Below are 15,658 nucleotides of genomic sequence, written 5' to 3'. Positions count from 1 at the left end.
GCTATTCTGCCTCATGATTTGTTACCAGAGGCTCTGGCTGCTGCTAGGGAGATTCAGGATGAGGGACATCGCACCGATGCCCTAAATAGTTTGGCGGCTATTCTGCCTCATGATTTGTTACCAGAGGCTCTGGCTGCTGCTAGGGAGATTCAGTCTGACTCAAGTCGCGCCTATGCCCTAAGTAGTTTGGCGGCTATTCTGCCAGAATTATTACCAGAGGCTCTGGCTGCTGCTAGGGAGATTCAGGATGAGGAGTATCGCGCCTTAGCCCTAAGTCGTTTGGCGGCTATTCTGCCTCATGATTTGTTACCAGAGGCTCTGGCTGCTACTAGGGAGATTCAGTCTGAGTCAAGTCGCGTCTATGCCCTAAGTAGTTTGGCTGTTAAACTTTCACAAATACAAAAAACGCCACTTTTTGCTCACTGGCGAGATACCCTTCACATCTTATCTGTTCACACTCGCCCAAATTTACTCAGTGATATAAAGGCATTAACTCCTGTTATACCTGCTTTAGGTGGTCAAGAAGCAGTAAAAAATACAGCTGATGCCATCCAAGATGTGTCACGGTGGTGGAGCTAAAGAACATTGAGAGTTAGTGATCGCGCTACACCTTTGAGCCATTACGTGTAATAGCTGCCTATATATATTGATCTGGCGTGATAGCTTTTTTGGCATTGAGCCGACAATCGGGTAATTTCCATTTATTTCTCCATCTGGTCATTCGTTGCGATCGCTTTCAAGACTGCACTCCCATGCAATCGCGTCAAATCTCGCCACTATTTCAAATACCGTAATATGCTCTACGCTACTGGCGAGATTTACCCTGTCGCAGTTTGGCGAGAATCAAAACAGCTTGTCAACGTACTCTTGTAGGTCACTGCGTTTAACTCGCCAACCCTTGCCAATTACTTTGGCTTTTAACGAACCTGCCGTAATTGCGTCTCGCAGGAATTCTCTAGACAACCCAGTTAGCGCTTGTGTCTCTGCAATAGTCAGTAGTAGCTTATCAGCGATCGGCACTACTGGCTGATTGTCGCCTCTGCCCAGCAGCCCTTCAATGATTGAGGATAACTTATCAATTACCCCAATCTCGCCAAACTCCGCAATCTCGCCAGAAGAATGCACTAATTTACCTGTCTGTGGCTGTTGCTCTGTCGCTATTTGGCGAGATTCAAAGGCAGGTTTTACGGTCGGTTGGTTTAGTTCTTCCTTGAATGCTTCCAGTTCGGTTTGGTCAAAGTTGGCAGTCGGGCGAGTTTTACCTTTCTCGTACTTGACGCTGATTCGCCCCTGTTGAACGTAGCGCTCTAAAGCCCTAACACTGACACCCAAGTAATCTGCTGCTGACTGCTTATTCATAAATCTCGCCAAATATCGTAACTCGCCAAAATCCTATCAGTGATTGGCGAGTTTTGGCGAGATTGAGAAAGAGCAACCATTATTCCTCAGCTGTGCCTATGCTATTTTTAGCCTAAAGTATAGGACTAGGTGCTATACTTTAACCGAAGAGACTAGAAAATGAAAATTTACAAAAACCGTACTTTTGACCGTTGGGCGCGAAAGGAAGGGTTAAACAATCTTAGTCTCTGTAATGCTGTCAACGAAATGGCAGCAGGGCTTTATGATGCTGACCTGGGAGGTGGACTGTTTAAAAAACGCATAGCAAAACCAGGGAAGGGTAAGAGTGGTGGATTTCGGACACTAGTAGCTACTAATAATGAAGATCGTTGGTTTTTTATTTTTGGCTTTTCAAAAAACCAACGCAGCAACATTGACAAAGATGAAGAAGAAGCTCTGAAAATGTTATCCAAGCAATTACTTGCTTATACACCAGAAGAACTTGAGCAAGCAAAAAATAGTAATGCGTTAATAGAGGTGATTTGTGATGCGTCAGAAAAAATCAGCGATTCTTGAAGCAGTTCATGAGACAGCAAAAGACCTACACAAAGCTGGGCTAATGAATCAAACTACATTGCGCGAATTTGAACACCTATGCCTACCTCCTATTGAGCCTCTAGAACCATTACAAATTAAAGAAATACGGGAATCATCTCAAGTTAGTCAAGCTGTTTTTGCACGTATTTTGAATATAAGTACTTCAACAGTTCAAAAATGGGAAATAGGACAAAAGCGGCCTAGTGGAGCATCTCTTAAGCTACTGCACTTGGTAAAAAATCGTGGGTTAAACAGTGTGCTGTATTAAAATTTTTGGCTCGGAAAACTTACTTACGGGTTATTCCTCTAATTTAACTTGTAAGCGATTGGACTAAAACACAGTAGTAAGAAGCAAGCGATCGCAACTATAAGCAAAAGCGGTCGCAGTCTACCTAATCGCACCCCATAAGCTACTGCTAAATACCTCAAGTCCTTATGTGTTCAGGCTTTGGGGAGATGTCGTATAACTACACATTTGCCGACATCTACGCCCCAACGGGGGACAGCATCGTCAAGCTTGCTGCTACCTCCAACACCTGCTATAGTTCAAACCAAATCTACTGCTTAGATTTAATGAAGCTAATTGAAAATGACATCTTTATAGTTATGCCCATTGAAGATTTTGAAGTAGGGTATAAGGAGAATCAGCAATGGTTAATGAAGAGCATTATGCTCTGCTGAATAAAGGTGTGCAAGCTTGGAATGAGTGGAAAACTAACAATCTAAATATAATTCCTGACCTCATCCGGGCTAACCTCAGCGAGGCATACCTCAACAGGGCTAACCTCAGCTATGCAGAACTCATCGGGGCTAACCTCATCAGCGCTAACCTCAGTGGGGCTAACCTCATCAGCGCTAACCTCAGTGGGGCTAACCTCATCAGCGCTAACCTCAGTGGGGCTAACCTCATCAGCGCTAACCTCAGTGGGGCTAACCTCATCGGGGCAAAACTCGGGGGGGCTAACCTCAAGGGGATAGACCTCAACAGGGCTAACCTCAGCAATGCATACCTCAGTGGGGCAGACCTCAGCGAGGCATACCTCAACAGGGCTAACCTCAACAATGCTAACCTCATCAGCGCTAACCTCAGTGGGCTAGACCTCATCGGGGTTAACCTCAGCAATGCATACCTCAACAGGGCTAACCTCAGTGGGGCTAACCTCAGTGGGGCTAACCTCAGTGGGGCTAACCTCAGTGGGGCTAACCTCATCAGCGCTAACCTCAGCGAGGCTAACCTCAGTGGGGCTAACCTCAGTGGGGCTAACCTCATCAGCGCTAACCTCAGCGAGGCTAACCTCATCAGCGCTAACCTCAGCAATGCATACCTCAGCGAGGCTAACCTCATCGGGGCTAACCTCAGCAATACTGACTTCAGTGGACTAAACCTCATCGGGGCTAACCTCAGCAATACTGACTTCAGTGGACTAAACCTCAACAATGCTAACCTCAGCAATGCTAACCTCAGCAATGCTAACCTCAGCAATGCTAACCTCATCGGAGCTAACCTTAGTAGTGCAGACCTCAGCGGAGTAGACCTCAGCAGGACTAACCTCAGCAATACTGACTTCAGCAAGGCTAACCTCAGCAATACAGACCTCCGCGGACTTGACTTCAGCAATGCAGACCTCAGTGGACTAGACCTAAGCGGGGCTAATCTCACCGACACTAACCTGAGTAAAGCTCTAGCATTAGGAACAGATTTTACAAATGCAAAGTTTACAGGTGCTTGTTTGGAAGACTGGAATATTAATTCTGCTACAAAGCTAGATAATATTGATTGCCTGTATGTTTACTTAAAAAACAACAAACAAGAACGCAGTCCAAGTAGCGGAGATTTTGAACCTGGAGAGTTTACCAAACTATTCCAGAAAGCTTTAGAAACAGTTGACTTAATATTTCGACATGGGGTTGACTGGGAAGCCTTTGCTTACTCATTTAGAAAGATCCAAATTGAAAACGAAAGCTCTGAGCTAATCATCCGAAGTATTGAAGTTATAGATGATATAGTTCTTGTTAAAGTTAATGTCCCAGAGCAGGCAGATAAAACAAAGCTTCATAGTGATTTTTTCAAAGGCTATGAATTTGCAAAGAAAGAATTAGAACCGCAATATAAAGCTAGACTTGATGATAAAGATAAAGAAATTAACCGACTTGTTTTATCACTTGATAAAGCAACCGTTAAACTAGGAGAAGTCCCTAAACTCATGGCAGAACAACCAAAAGTACAGCAAAATTTTCATTCCTCAGTCTACGGAGTCGCTGGAAATGTTGAAGGCGATTTTAACAACTATTCGCCAGAGCAGAAACAAAATCTGGCTGAGGCAGCAGCAGACATTCAAAAAATTCTCAATCAACTAGCTCAAACTAATCCAACAACAGACACTGTTACAGAAGCAGTTCATCAAGAAATTAAACGTAATCCAACACTAAAAGCCAGATTGATATCTGCACTAAAAGCAGGAGGACTGGAAGGATTAAAGACATTTGTTAACCATCCACTTTTCAATATTCCGGTTGAAACAATAAAAGGATTCCTAGAAGCTGAATAGGTGATGTTTTGTAGTAGGGATTGAAACCCAAGGTGAATTCCTATAAAAAATCCACTTTCAGATTGCAATCAAACTAAATCTCTATTAGGGATTGAAACTATAATTTACCCTTTTGAAATGTCTCAGCTTAATATTAAAAATTAAGTAGTTTTTGTAGTTAAAATATGACTAAAAAGCCAGCAAATACATTGTTTTGGGTAGGCATAGGCGCATTAATTATGTCTTTATGTATCTTGACTTTTAATGCAATTTATTTTAGATGTAGCTGTTGAGATGTTAATTATCTAGCAATATTTCTAACTTAAAATCTTCCTGAAATCTGAAAGGAAGATGGTTTAATTCTGCCTTATAATTAAATTCCTGATTATCTTCCAAATCTAAAATACCTTCTGGGATAGAATCTATTAATCCATCCCACACAATTTTAAAAATGGCTAATTCTTGTAGACCTATTTGGGATTTTAATTCAAAGCGAACTAATACAGCACTTCCGGCGGCTATGAGGTACACCCTCAAAGCTGAAAGCTATGATAGGAGAGAGGTAAGAAGAAAATTGTATTGCATAATAGCCGGAAGCGCTGTAAAAGCTCTAACCTTGTTTTTAATTCCTGATCCGATGAGTTAGCTCTTAAATTGCAATTAACCTAAATCCCTATTAGGGATTGAAACCAGTAGTAAAGATTGTCTAGTGATTTGAAAAAATTTAATTTATAGAGAAATTACAAATCGCCCCAATCAAAATTCAGGAAGCGTCGAGCATTCAGCTTGGTATATTTCTCCGTGTGTTTGATATCACGGTGTCCCAGGAAGTCTTGAATTTCCCTAGTGTTGTAACCCTGATTCACCAGATAGTAACCGCAAGCATGGCGCATCATGTGACAGTGAACTTTGATATCAAGCCCAGCCTGTGCTGCCAGTCGCCCAAGCAGCTTTCGTACCGCATCAGTAGACATCACCTCACCGCGCTCAGAAACGAAAATATATTTGCTATCTGGCAACATCTCTCTGAGTTCTTTAAGCAATTCCAGTTCATCATCTCTGAGGGGATGCACCCCTGAGTCACTGCCCTTTTCCCTGGTGATGAAAATCTGACGTTCGGCCCACATCAAGGCATCCCACCGCAACCCGCATTTAGCCCCTACAGCTTCCCCCACCCTCAGACCGTGGCGAAACATCATCAGCATCAGTGTATAATCACGGTGGGAATAACGAGCTTTGCGCTCAAGTGCAGCATCGAGTAGAGATCGCACTTCGCTTGGTGTAAGGTATTCTCTAGACCTATAATGCTTGTTAGGTAGACGAGTTGGGGGTGACGGCCTCATTTATTCGTAAGGGTAGTGTCCGGTATAGGCGTTCTATTATGGACAGTCTACACTGCTTGAAGCCCCATTACTCCGTTGATAGATAAGCTACTCAAGAGTTATTGGGAATAATTATCAATTAATAAATACCTCCATCTTGGCGTAGATATTGCCAAGCTGTCACCAGGGGCAAGATAAGGTGAAAGTGTTGCCAATAAAAGATTCCAGAAAAACAAGTTGGGGTAAAAGTAGCCAAGACACATTTTGCCGCCACGTAAAGCTTGAAAGGCTTGCCATGAAGGAGTTACAGAAATAAACGGCCTCAAAAAACGATTCCATGCAGCTTGCGCCCTACGGGGGCTGAAGATAAGCCATAAGGCAGAGGTAATTGGGCAGTTGTTAAAGCTAATGATGAGTCATTAATCCATTATCACTAAGTAACCTGAGCTAGTAAAAACTACTATTATGACAATGCAATATCAATCCCAAAAGTTTAATGTGCAAGTTAGTTGTTCAATACAAAATTTAGATGAGCTAGGTGCTAAAATTTCCGAATTGGCAACAGAGTACGATGGTAAACTTGATGAGCTAGTCTTAGATTCTGGTGAAGATTTAGTCATGAATTTAACTTTCTCTAATCACAAACAGCTTATAGAGTTTATTGCCAAATGTACAAAAGAACTCAAAGTAAAGGTAAGCTGTATTGAAAAAGGTGATAATAAAAATAGAAAAATAAACTTTATTAAAGAAAAAATAGACAAAAGAATTGGTTCTTTTAAAGAGCGAAGTGATGAAAATAGAATAAATGCAATAAAAATTAAACTAATCTCATTATCTGTGGCATCTTTAACAACAATTTTATTAGGACTTAATGGACTCAACACATCAAATAAAATTGTCTTGCAAAACGTTGCTTTTACTCTTAGTGCTGTAACAAGTTTGTTAACAGCTTGGGATACATTTTTTAACTATAGAGGATTATGGATTGTATATACTAATACTTTAAATAAACTACATGAGTTGAAAGACAAATTAGAATACTTAGGTACTGGTGAAATTGAACCTAATAGTCAAGAAGATTTAGACAACTTATATCAACAGTATCAGAGTATTCTTAATGAAACTAATACAACTTGGACAGAGCTTCGCAAAGAACAAAAATATACGAACAATAACTAATTAATGAAAAAAATACTAAATCGTGGGTAAGTCGCAGGAATTGGAGACAATAAATACTAATTATGATTACACTTAACGAAGTTTTAAAAAGTTTACCTCCTCCAAAATCTTCAGTTATAGCCTTACCTATAGCTCATCTTACTTCTGCTCGTTCCTTTAATGAAATTATAAGAGATGTAGCTTTCAATCCAACACATTGTGTTGTTTTTGAAGAACGTTTGCTTTACTTTTCATACGGTGGAGTTTTTCATCGCTATGGACACCAACCTACCTCTGAACCGACAAACTTACCTGTTGCTTTTGTATTCAAACCCACATTACTTAGAAAAATAGATTATCTATTTCCTTACGACACTGGAGCAGCTAATAAGGGTCTATATAATAATCAAGAGTTGTGTAAATTTGATAATTATAGAATTCATAATGATGGAGCAAACAGTGCTCCTAAACTTGTTTACTATCTTTATGGCAGCAGTAAGAATTATCTTCTTGGAGAGGTTGTTAGACAATCTGCTTCACAAATAGAGCTTATAGGAAATTTGCTGGATTTCTTGCAGACTGACTTGTGTGAGTCTGGAGTAGATCATAGACAGCGTATGATAGAGTGCCAAAGTACACAGCAGTTATCTTTAGTTAATGTACTCGAAGACATTATTTGGGTAGGCTTCCCTAAACCACAAATGGAAAATTTTTTTAAATTGATTGAGATTAGACAGGGACAGGAGCCTCATATAGTTCCACATATTTTAACATCTCCATATGAGTATAACAAAGCTCGTAGGCCATCTGAAATTGCAAGTGTCCTTGAAGACGAAGCGTATAAGAAGACCATAGAATATTATATAAGATGCGAAGAGGAAAGTAATAGAAGGACTGCATGATTATTATCCAAAATATAAAGAGGAAAGTGAAGGGATAATATGGACGAACAAAACTATAAGCTAGTAGGCTATGATTGTCCATTAGGGAGCTATCCATCTCCAGCAGTTCCGATTGTATATGATTCTAATAATAAGCACAAAGCTGTATATTTGGATGATAATTTAAAAGTTTACATAGATTCTGTTGTTGAGACAGCCAGTTTTTTTAGATTATCTGATTGTGACAAAAATGCAAGAAAGAAGCTTAAAAAATTTGACTATCGAAAGCACAGGTTGTATGCGCTATCTAAAAGTAATGTAGACTTTTATGAAATTGAGGATGAAACTTACTTTTTCGTTAAACTTTTAATTGATAGTAATTTTTGTAAAGATAATCCCTTAACCAGAGTATCATTAGCTGAAGCTACGGGTATCAAAGATTTGCTTAATAGAGAATTGCAAAATTACGAGCAGTATCTTCAGGAGCATAAACGTAATTGGTTAAAATTTTGGGAGCAGGAAAAAAACACCTTTAGAGAGAAGATTCAACAAGCTGAAGATATTTCAAAAATATTGAATAAAATCCCTACAACTGGTGAGAAGGCATCAGAAGTAGAGGTAGACTACACTAATTTAAGAAATTTACTTCAAAACAAAAACTTTTTAGAAGCCGATAAAGAAACAGCAATATTAATGCTACAACTTTTGCAAAAGCATAAAAATATAAATATTAAAAACTTTCCTGAATTAGACTTGCGTACCATTGATAAGCTATGGGTAATAAGTAGCAATGGAAAGTTTGGTTTTAGCGTTCAAAAGGAAAAAATAGATGAGATAAGGCGACTCGTATTCCTATTAAAGTCTGAGGAAGTAGATAGCCTAGTAGATGACTGGTATTTCCCTTTCCTGGGTATGGTGATGGGGATAATAATTGGAAGGAAAACACAAAGTTTGGGTATTTTGTTGGGTATTTTGAAAAGTGAGGTAAATAATTGGAGAAAGGGAAGAATGGGAGTGTGGAGTGTAAGAGTGTGGAATGTAATAGTGCAAGATGTGTTGAAAAGGAATGGTTTGGAGGAAATGGAGAGGGAAGAAGGGAATGGAGGTAGAGGAGGTTTATTAGTGATAAGTAAGGAAAAATTCTCTAGAAATGAGGTGGAAAGATATGTAGAAATTGTGAAAAGATTGATAGAGAAAGTGGAGGTGGAGGGGAATGAAAATGAAAGAAATGTGGAGGGAAAATATGAATGAAAATGAAATAAGGGAAAAAATAATAGAAGTTTTAAAAAAATTAAAAACAAAGGAAGAGAGATTGAAGGAGTTAAAGAATAAAACAATGGGAGAAAATAGTGGTGATTTAGGAATTTTGTGGGAATTTAAAAAGAATAATAGTGAGAGAAAAGAAGGAGAAAAAGAAGAAAGGAAAGAAGAGAAGAAAAAGATAAAAGAGGATATAATAAAATTTGAATTGCATTCAATAGATAGTGAAGAATTTTTGAATGTTGGGGAAGAAGAGGAATTGGAAATGGAATTGGAAGAATTTTTGAATGTTGGGGAAGAAGAGGAATTAAAGGAATTGGAAATGGAATTGGAATTATTATATGAATTAGAAATTGAAAGTGAAATAAGACAGTTCAGAAGAATAGAAAATGTATTAGAAAAAAGTGGTATATATAAGATGGAGAAAAAAAAGTTTGGGGAAAAAAGAAAGATATTAGGGATGGAAGAATGGATGCAAAGACTTTCCGAATGTAACATATAAACGTTCCAGCCTTCCCTAAATATTTCTTATCAAAAGCACTTTCAACGAAAACGAGGGCATTTCAGTAATTCCGATACCTGGCACTGCCATCAATCATAACAACCGCATCGCTATCTTCGGGTCATAACAGTTAGCCACCACAAACTGTTCAGCCACTTCACGGACTGATGAATCTTCACATTCAAATTCTCATTCCACCCAAGGTAATCGCATCTGTCCTGGCGATATCTTTTTATCTTTGTGCTTAACAACTTTGGGCAGCAATTTACTTCCCCAGTGATAGCTTTTATTTGGTTTCAGTTGAGGCTTGTATCTCTTGCAAAACCCCCGATATTTAGCCGCACATTCTAACAAGGGTATCGACCGAGAGGTAGAGTCGAGGGGAATGGCAACATTCCCCTCGACTCTACCTCTCGGTGGCTACCCCAATAGATTGTGACCATCATACAAATATAAGTTTATGGCTACGCATAACCCCAAATTTTATACTATCGACACCGATGGAAACATTATTTTACATTCTAAACATGTAAACGAAATTGTAGATGTTCACATTAATAAGGAAAAACGTCGTTTCTCCGGTGTAAAAAAAGACGGTGATTTAATAGAATACGACTGTGATTTTGCTCAACCAGTAATGCTTTATAAAATTTACTATTGCTTTAAAAATGATACTTGGGGAGTAGGATACCGAATAAAAGGTAGTAAAGAAAAGAAATGGCTCGACGGGTTTAAAACAGCTAGAGAAGCTTGGTTATATAGAGAAGTCTTAATAGCTGGAGGTTTTGCTGAAAAAGATACCGTATATCTGACGATAGAGGAATTTAATAATTTACGATGAGACTGATAAGTAAAAGTTGCGAGAATCAATTTTCTCTATACCTAAAGTATGAAAAATTTCTTAAATATCTTAACTGTCTTAACTGTCCTTGCACGTTAACAAAAATGATGATTCACTTTTATATCGAGTGAAAAATAATAGGTAGAACTTTATGGCTGATATTGAAGAAGCAGTTTTGAAAGACGCATTTAACAGGGCAGACCAGAACGAAGATGGTAAAATCGGCATTCCACATGAAGTTAGTTTCTCAGGAATATCGCCATTAATAGAACTAACGAAAAGTAATACATTCTTTGAAATGCTACGAAAAGCCGATACAGACAAAGACAACAGTGTGACCTATGAGGAGCTTAAAAAAGCAGTTACAGACGCAGGTTTTACAATAGTTCAGACACTAGAGTAACCCGCATAGATTCCCTCTAACCCCACACCCAACCCGGCGCGGTCAAACTTTGCGACGGTACTTCAGTGAAAACACACCCGTCAATAATGCCCTACACGCGCCGTTCACCATATCGCCGCAATACATAATTTTGCAACTAACACGCCGCTATTGGTCAAAATAACTTCGCTAATAAAAACTAGTAATAAATACTCATTCGACACTAGCTTTTGTCAAAATCATCGCGTAACCGCCCCAAAACCTTAATTTGACGTGAGCGCCAGTCAGGGCTGACTCGACTATTGCAAATACTTATTTATTCAGGGGGCCACACAACAGATATAACCCCATGATGGCGTTGACTGATAAAACAAAAAAGCGGTTTTACTCACCCGTTTTTAACTTTGGTTTTGGTTTTGGTAATGGTTTGGTACGCGGCACAGAGGTATTATCCTGACTAGTCGCTTTTGACTTACCTTTCTTTGGTGCAGGTGGTGCTGCTGCTCTTTGCGCTTTCTTAGCTGCAAGTTGCACTGTGGCTTTATCCTCCTTAGACGCTTTGAGAAATCTCGGTGCAGCTTCTTGTGGTAGCGCAGTCAGTGCAACAAAACCGAAGACATCACGCCCCGGCAGAAATTTCGCCTTGATTGTGACAAAAACTGCGCGTCCTTGTTCTTCTTTAGCCACCTTGGGATTAAATCTGAAGGGTCGGACGGGTGCATCCTTCCATAGCAAGGGTATATGACTAGCCTTCATGAATTTCACCTTTCGGGCAGGCTCGGACTGCTTAATAAATTCGAGTCTTTCATCAGAGAAATTTCGGAACACTGAGATACAGGGAGTAGAGCAGACAGGAATGAACTGCCATAATCCTGATAACTTAAACTCCAGGTCTTCTAACTCTCCTGAAACGGCATCTAGTTTTCGCCCTCTGTCAAAGCCCACTAACTGAAAAGCGATGCGATGTGGTTGCTCTTTGCGTGGAAAGTGAATTGCCTTTGGATAAACAACCAAACGCTGATTATGGTTGCCAGTATTTTCTATTTCCTTCTTCAGAGCGTTTAATACATCCCATTGTCGCTTCGAGTAGTAAAGTGGGTATTCATAGCTACCGATAGTAACAGTGCTTTGTCCATCTGAACTGAAATTGACCGACCCAGTAATTACCCCAACAGCTTGAAATATTGCTGCTGTCGATTCAATATCTGTTTCTGTTGACGTATCAACATTTACTTGCTCTTCATCCGTAGGAGTTTCAACTGTCGGTACTGCTTGGGTTGACTCTGGCGAGGTAAGTTCAGCAGATGCCATGATTATTGTTCTTTGATTGTTAATAGGGGAGAAATCGCGGTCTAATTCAATCTTAATTGTCTATCGAGTGTCTACATGACTGGCGGCATTGTCGATGCTGCAAAATTCCCGAATCGGGTTTTACATCGGTGACAATAACTGTTAACTGATTTAACACCCTAATGCAGAAATTTTATCCAATCACTCCTAAAGATTTCTAATTGACATAATTGACCTTTAAAGCCTCGATAGTCAATTGTTGCGCTACAAAAATATGTATCCATTAATTGAACGCTCTTAATGATTCCGACTTGCCACTTGCGAACACTGTCGTTGAAAAACTCAACTTTATCCCCAACTTTCAATTCCGGGCGAGATAATTCGCTTTCTCGTGTATTTATCAATTCACCATCTTGTCGAGGAGAAAACCCAGTCACAGCAGGGGTGTCCTGGCTGTCCACTCCGTTTTCGACAATATTTACTTCCTGGACAGGCTCAAAGCCAGTCACAGCAGGGCTGTCCAGGCTGTCCATAAAGTCTTTGGGGACTGAAGGGTTATCAGTTAAATTGACAAATTGATTAGCTCCACAATCAAAATTTTCTTCATCTTTTTTTTGCAATGCTAATTCTTGGGGGAGGACAATTGGACAGGGTGGACAGCCCTGCTGTGTAAGGGTTTCAGCCTGTCCAGGGTCAAATTCCGGGGTATTTAGTGGATGGACAGGGTGGACAGCCTTGCTGTGTAAGGGTTCTGGCGTTTTGGTAGGGTGAAAAAACTCCTCGAATTCTTCTATTCCCCCTTCAAGGCATTTATCTTTAAAGCAATACCAAAATTCCGCCCTGGATTGTGAGCTATCCGGTGGCCCCTCCGGTACTTTCATCTCAAATACCCCAGCCAGTGGTTCAATGAATGCAAAGTGGGACTGAATTCTTTCACGCTTTCCGTTGACCGTGGGTGTCCAGCTACGTTCCTTGAAGTTGTGGGGCAAGACTGTTTTTAAATGGCTAATAAATTTGGACATCCCCAAAGGAGCATAACCATGTTCCCGGCAGTAAAGTACATACCAACTGTGTAAACGACTTTGTGGGATAAATGTTTCGGTCGTTGAAGGGCGTAAGCACAAATCCACAAAGGATTTGGTCGAGTCCCCGTACAAAGATGCCTCTAGCGCCAGATTCTTCGCCCGATCCGAACTTGGTGGCGATAACAAAATGCGATCGCGTTCTGCTCGTGGCATTGCTAAAGCCCAAGAAATTATGTCCGACTTCACCTCTTGTAGCTTCAGCCACAAGTCTGGGTCAGGGGTTATATCTCGGTTTTTTACTGGGATTGGGTAAGCTCGACGCATCCAGCCGTCGCCAGCATTTTCGATTTGTAGATGACTTACAGAGGCAATCCAAAACCGAATGTACCACTGGATTGAATAAGCTACTGGATTGAATAAAGCGCGTCCGCTCATTGGCCCATTGTCAACTAATTCGTAAAAAGCTCGGACTCCTTCGGCATAACCTCCTACGTCAGGGAATCCAAATATCCGCTTTCCACTTAAATATTGATGCCGTCCTTCAGGTGTAGAAATATCCGCAAAATGTGAAGCGCTACTAGAGCCGGACTCGCCAAATAAACTACTCCAAAACCTTCCCAATGTCCCCTTGCCCCCACCACTTAAGCCAATTAAGTGGGGAAACCGACCATAAGGGGCAGTTGGGTCTAAAAACATACTCGTGAACGCCCGAATCACTTCAACCAATTCTGACCCAAAGCTTTCATTTAGAAATTTCAGAAAAACTTCTGGGCATGGTTTGTTGGCTTCGTAATCGTGGGGAATAATATTAGTGAGGTAAAAATCTTTGCGATGAGGCATTTGTTCACCAGTTCGCAAATCAACGACACAATTGTTAAACCCTAATAAATGAGTATTGGTTGGCAGTGGTTCTGCTGGTTCTAAGCGACTGCGGCAATATTTAAAGGCAGATTCCTTGTGTGCGTTAGTTTCGTAAGGCTTGGTTATTCTCCAGCCAAATGTCTTTGTGTAAGAGAGCTTGTAAGCGGATTCTCCAGCGTCAGCGAGGAGCTTGTAAGCTTTATTATCATCTTGGTGCTGCCATTGCTTATTCTCTTGTGACCACTTGTAAAAGGATGAATTTAGTACCATCCATTCTGTTTGAGGAAAGATTTTTCGGTAAGCCCAGCCATCAAAAGTACCCGCCGTTACGCAGTTAGAGTAGGGTAAATTCATGGATTGGCATACAGGCAAGTAAAATGCCTCTGGGTCTGCTGGATCAATATCTATACTGAAATTAGATAAATCCGTAACTTCTTTTTCAATAGTTTCGGATTCTGCCAACTCTTGCTTTCGCTCTGCTACAGCTGCGTGAATCTCCTGCTCTAACCGACGGATAAATTCTGGTGTTTCCATCTGCCCCAAGATTTCTTTGATGTCACTTGATTTATATGGTAAATCGGGGCAGATGTCGTGAGGGTTAATTCCAATAAATCCAATCCCAACCTCGGCTGCACATTCAGAACACGTCTGGAGTTTCTTTAGCCCAGTGTCATCGGGGTCATGCAGAAAAACGATTAATCCTATGCCTGCTTCAATTGCGCGTTGATACGAGGGCGTGATAGTCTTTTTATCCCATCCACTGCCTTGAAACGTAATTCCAGCAAGACCATGAGAGCGACCAACTTCTACGCATCCCTCACCTTCATGCTGGAGTAGCGCCGGGGTGACATTTACTGATTTAGCAGCAGCTAGAGCTTCATCAATGCGATATGCTCCCCAAGGCAAATCGCCTTTTTTCATTTGGGGTGTGCCATCTGCAAGCCTATGCCATTGCCGAAAGGTCTTGCTGTAACCTTTCTCCTTATTGGCATCTGGCCACTGATAGCGAACCACCCATTGCGATTCTGAGTAAGGATAAATTGTTTCGGTGGCACTGCCCAAAACGTCTTTTGGTGGTTTACTCGTTAATTTTTTCGGTTGGGGAATATCGGTTACAGTAGAGGTCAACATCACCAAACCTAATTCACCATCTGGAATTGGTGCTGGTTTGGGCAAGATTCTCTTAGGCTTCGCAGCCAAACGGTTTAGGGATGGAGTGTAATTAGCCCCTGTCCTTTCTGCCACCACTTCAGCCCAAGGTTTGATCGCCTCTCTGATGTCCTTACACTCACAATTATTGAAGCATCTGTACTTCCCGGTTTCTGGGACAATAGATAAGTCATTCCCGCCACAAACTGGACAAATAAACTTATTTTTAGCTTTGGACGGTTCTAGCTGGTCTTGAAAATTTCGGATGTCGAAGGAGGCGAACGCCCCTGGCATAACGGAGCCGCCAACGGCCTCTTGTCCTTTTAAAATGGCTACCATTGTGAAATCCTTGTGAGGTAAATTGTGTGGGCTTTACCTCCCCTGAAGATTCACCAAAGTTTTAATTAAATTTCTCTATAACCTGTTGTAGGAAGTTGTAAGAAGTACTAGGAACTGATAACATTAGGTTATAAAGAAATTTGAATATTTTTCAAACAAAACAAAGGGGTGTCTTCTGGGACTGT

14 protein-coding genes and 1 pseudogene are annotated in these 15,658 nt (G+C 40.7%); 10 read left to right on the top strand and 5 right to left on the bottom strand.

The genetic code is table 11. The annotated features are described in order from the left end of the window. Positions 1-579, top strand: a pseudogene (locus ACEYW6_RS30600) (hypothetical protein); the annotation flags it as partial. Between the two features lie 264 nt (positions 580-843). Here the strand turns inward: ACEYW6_RS30600 and ACEYW6_RS30595 are convergent. Next, complete coding sequence (locus ACEYW6_RS30595; RefSeq protein ID WP_412982739.1) at positions 844-1,359, bottom strand: helix-turn-helix domain-containing protein; 516 nt, start codon at positions 1,357-1,359, stop codon at positions 844-846. Positions 1,360-1,518: 159 nt separating this feature from the next. Between ACEYW6_RS30595 and ACEYW6_RS30590 the strand changes: the two genes are divergently transcribed. The 3 genes from ACEYW6_RS30590 (at position 1,519) to ACEYW6_RS30580 (ending at position 4,484) form a co-directional block, all read left to right on the top strand. After that, positions 1,519-1,914, top strand: a complete 396-nt coding sequence (locus ACEYW6_RS30590; protein WP_412982738.1) for a type II toxin-antitoxin system RelE/ParE family toxin — start codon at positions 1,519-1,521, stop codon at positions 1,912-1,914. After that, a complete protein-coding gene (locus ACEYW6_RS30585; protein WP_412982737.1) occupies positions 1,886-2,203 on the top strand; it encodes a helix-turn-helix domain-containing protein in 318 nt (105 codons plus the stop codon). Before ACEYW6_RS30590 ends, ACEYW6_RS30585 begins: the two co-directional genes overlap by 29 nt. A 382-nt stretch (positions 2,204-2,585) precedes the next feature. Beyond that, positions 2,586-4,484 carry a pentapeptide repeat-containing protein gene (locus tag ACEYW6_RS30580; RefSeq protein ID WP_412982736.1) on the top strand — a complete coding sequence of 633 codons (1,899 nt, stop codon included), beginning with the start codon at positions 2,586-2,588 and terminating at the stop codon, positions 4,482-4,484. A gap of 276 nt (positions 4,485-4,760) precedes the next feature. Here ACEYW6_RS30580 and ACEYW6_RS30575 read toward each other — a convergent pair whose 3' ends face one another. Together ACEYW6_RS30575 and ACEYW6_RS30570 are read right to left on the bottom strand one after the other, a co-directional pair. Continuing rightward, positions 4,761-4,994 (bottom strand): hypothetical protein, encoded by a 234-nt coding sequence (locus ACEYW6_RS30575; protein WP_412982735.1) that lies wholly within the window; start codon positions 4,992-4,994, stop codon positions 4,761-4,763. 209 nt (positions 4,995-5,203) lie between these two features. After that, positions 5,204-5,806, bottom strand: coding sequence for a tyrosine-type recombinase/integrase (locus ACEYW6_RS30570; RefSeq protein ID WP_412982734.1), 603 nt, complete (start codon positions 5,804-5,806; stop codon positions 5,204-5,206). Between the two features lie 444 nt (positions 5,807-6,250). Here ACEYW6_RS30570 and ACEYW6_RS30565 point away from each other — a divergent pair, with 444 nt between their 5' ends. The 6 genes from ACEYW6_RS30565 to ACEYW6_RS30540 all read left to right on the top strand — a co-directional run bounded on the left by ACEYW6_RS30565 (position 6,251) and on the right by ACEYW6_RS30540 (position 10,830). Continuing rightward, positions 6,251-6,964: an SLATT domain-containing protein gene (locus tag ACEYW6_RS30565; protein WP_412982733.1), complete on the top strand. Its 714-nt coding sequence runs from the start codon at positions 6,251-6,253 to the stop codon at positions 6,962-6,964. Positions 6,965-7,026: 62 nt separating this feature from the next. Continuing rightward, positions 7,027-7,845 (top strand): hypothetical protein, encoded by an 819-nt coding sequence (locus ACEYW6_RS30560; RefSeq protein ID WP_412982732.1) that lies wholly within the window; start codon positions 7,027-7,029, stop codon positions 7,843-7,845. 39 nt (positions 7,846-7,884) lie between these two features. Beyond that, positions 7,885-9,075 carry a GUN4 domain-containing protein gene (locus ACEYW6_RS30555; RefSeq protein WP_412982731.1) on the top strand — a complete coding sequence of 397 codons (1,191 nt, stop codon included), beginning with the start codon at positions 7,885-7,887 and terminating at the stop codon, positions 9,073-9,075. Beyond that, complete coding sequence (locus ACEYW6_RS30550; RefSeq protein WP_412982730.1) at positions 9,044-9,586, top strand: hypothetical protein; 543 nt, start codon at positions 9,044-9,046, stop codon at positions 9,584-9,586. Before ACEYW6_RS30555 ends, ACEYW6_RS30550 begins: the two co-directional genes overlap by 32 nt. 460 nt (positions 9,587-10,046) lie before the next feature. Next, positions 10,047-10,427, top strand: a complete 381-nt coding sequence (locus ACEYW6_RS30545) for a hypothetical protein (protein ID WP_412982729.1) — start codon at positions 10,047-10,049, stop codon at positions 10,425-10,427. 151 nt (positions 10,428-10,578) lie between these two features. Next, complete coding sequence (locus ACEYW6_RS30540) at positions 10,579-10,830, top strand: EF-hand domain-containing protein (RefSeq protein WP_412982728.1); 252 nt, start codon at positions 10,579-10,581, stop codon at positions 10,828-10,830. 363 nt (positions 10,831-11,193) lie between these two features. Here the strand turns inward: ACEYW6_RS30540 and ACEYW6_RS30535 are convergent, their stop codons facing one another. Both ACEYW6_RS30535 and ACEYW6_RS30530 read right to left on the bottom strand, forming a co-directional pair. Further along, positions 11,194-12,120 (bottom strand): hypothetical protein, encoded by a 927-nt coding sequence (locus ACEYW6_RS30535; RefSeq protein WP_412982727.1) that lies wholly within the window; start codon positions 12,118-12,120, stop codon positions 11,194-11,196. Between the two features lie 158 nt (positions 12,121-12,278). Next, on the bottom strand, positions 12,279-15,473 hold the full coding sequence (locus ACEYW6_RS30530; RefSeq protein WP_412982726.1) for a primase-like DNA-binding domain-containing protein: 3,195 nt from the start codon (positions 15,471-15,473) through the stop codon (positions 12,279-12,281). Between the last annotated feature and the right edge of the window lie 185 nt (positions 15,474-15,658).

Source organism: Nostoc sp. UIC 10607 (genome assembly GCF_047228265.1).
Taxonomy (GTDB): domain Bacteria; phylum Cyanobacteriota; class Cyanobacteriia; order Cyanobacteriales; family Nostocaceae; genus Nostoc; species Nostoc foliaceum_A.
The sequence above is the reverse complement of the archived record's forward strand: the minus strand, read 5'-3'. Positions and strand labels throughout refer to the sequence as shown.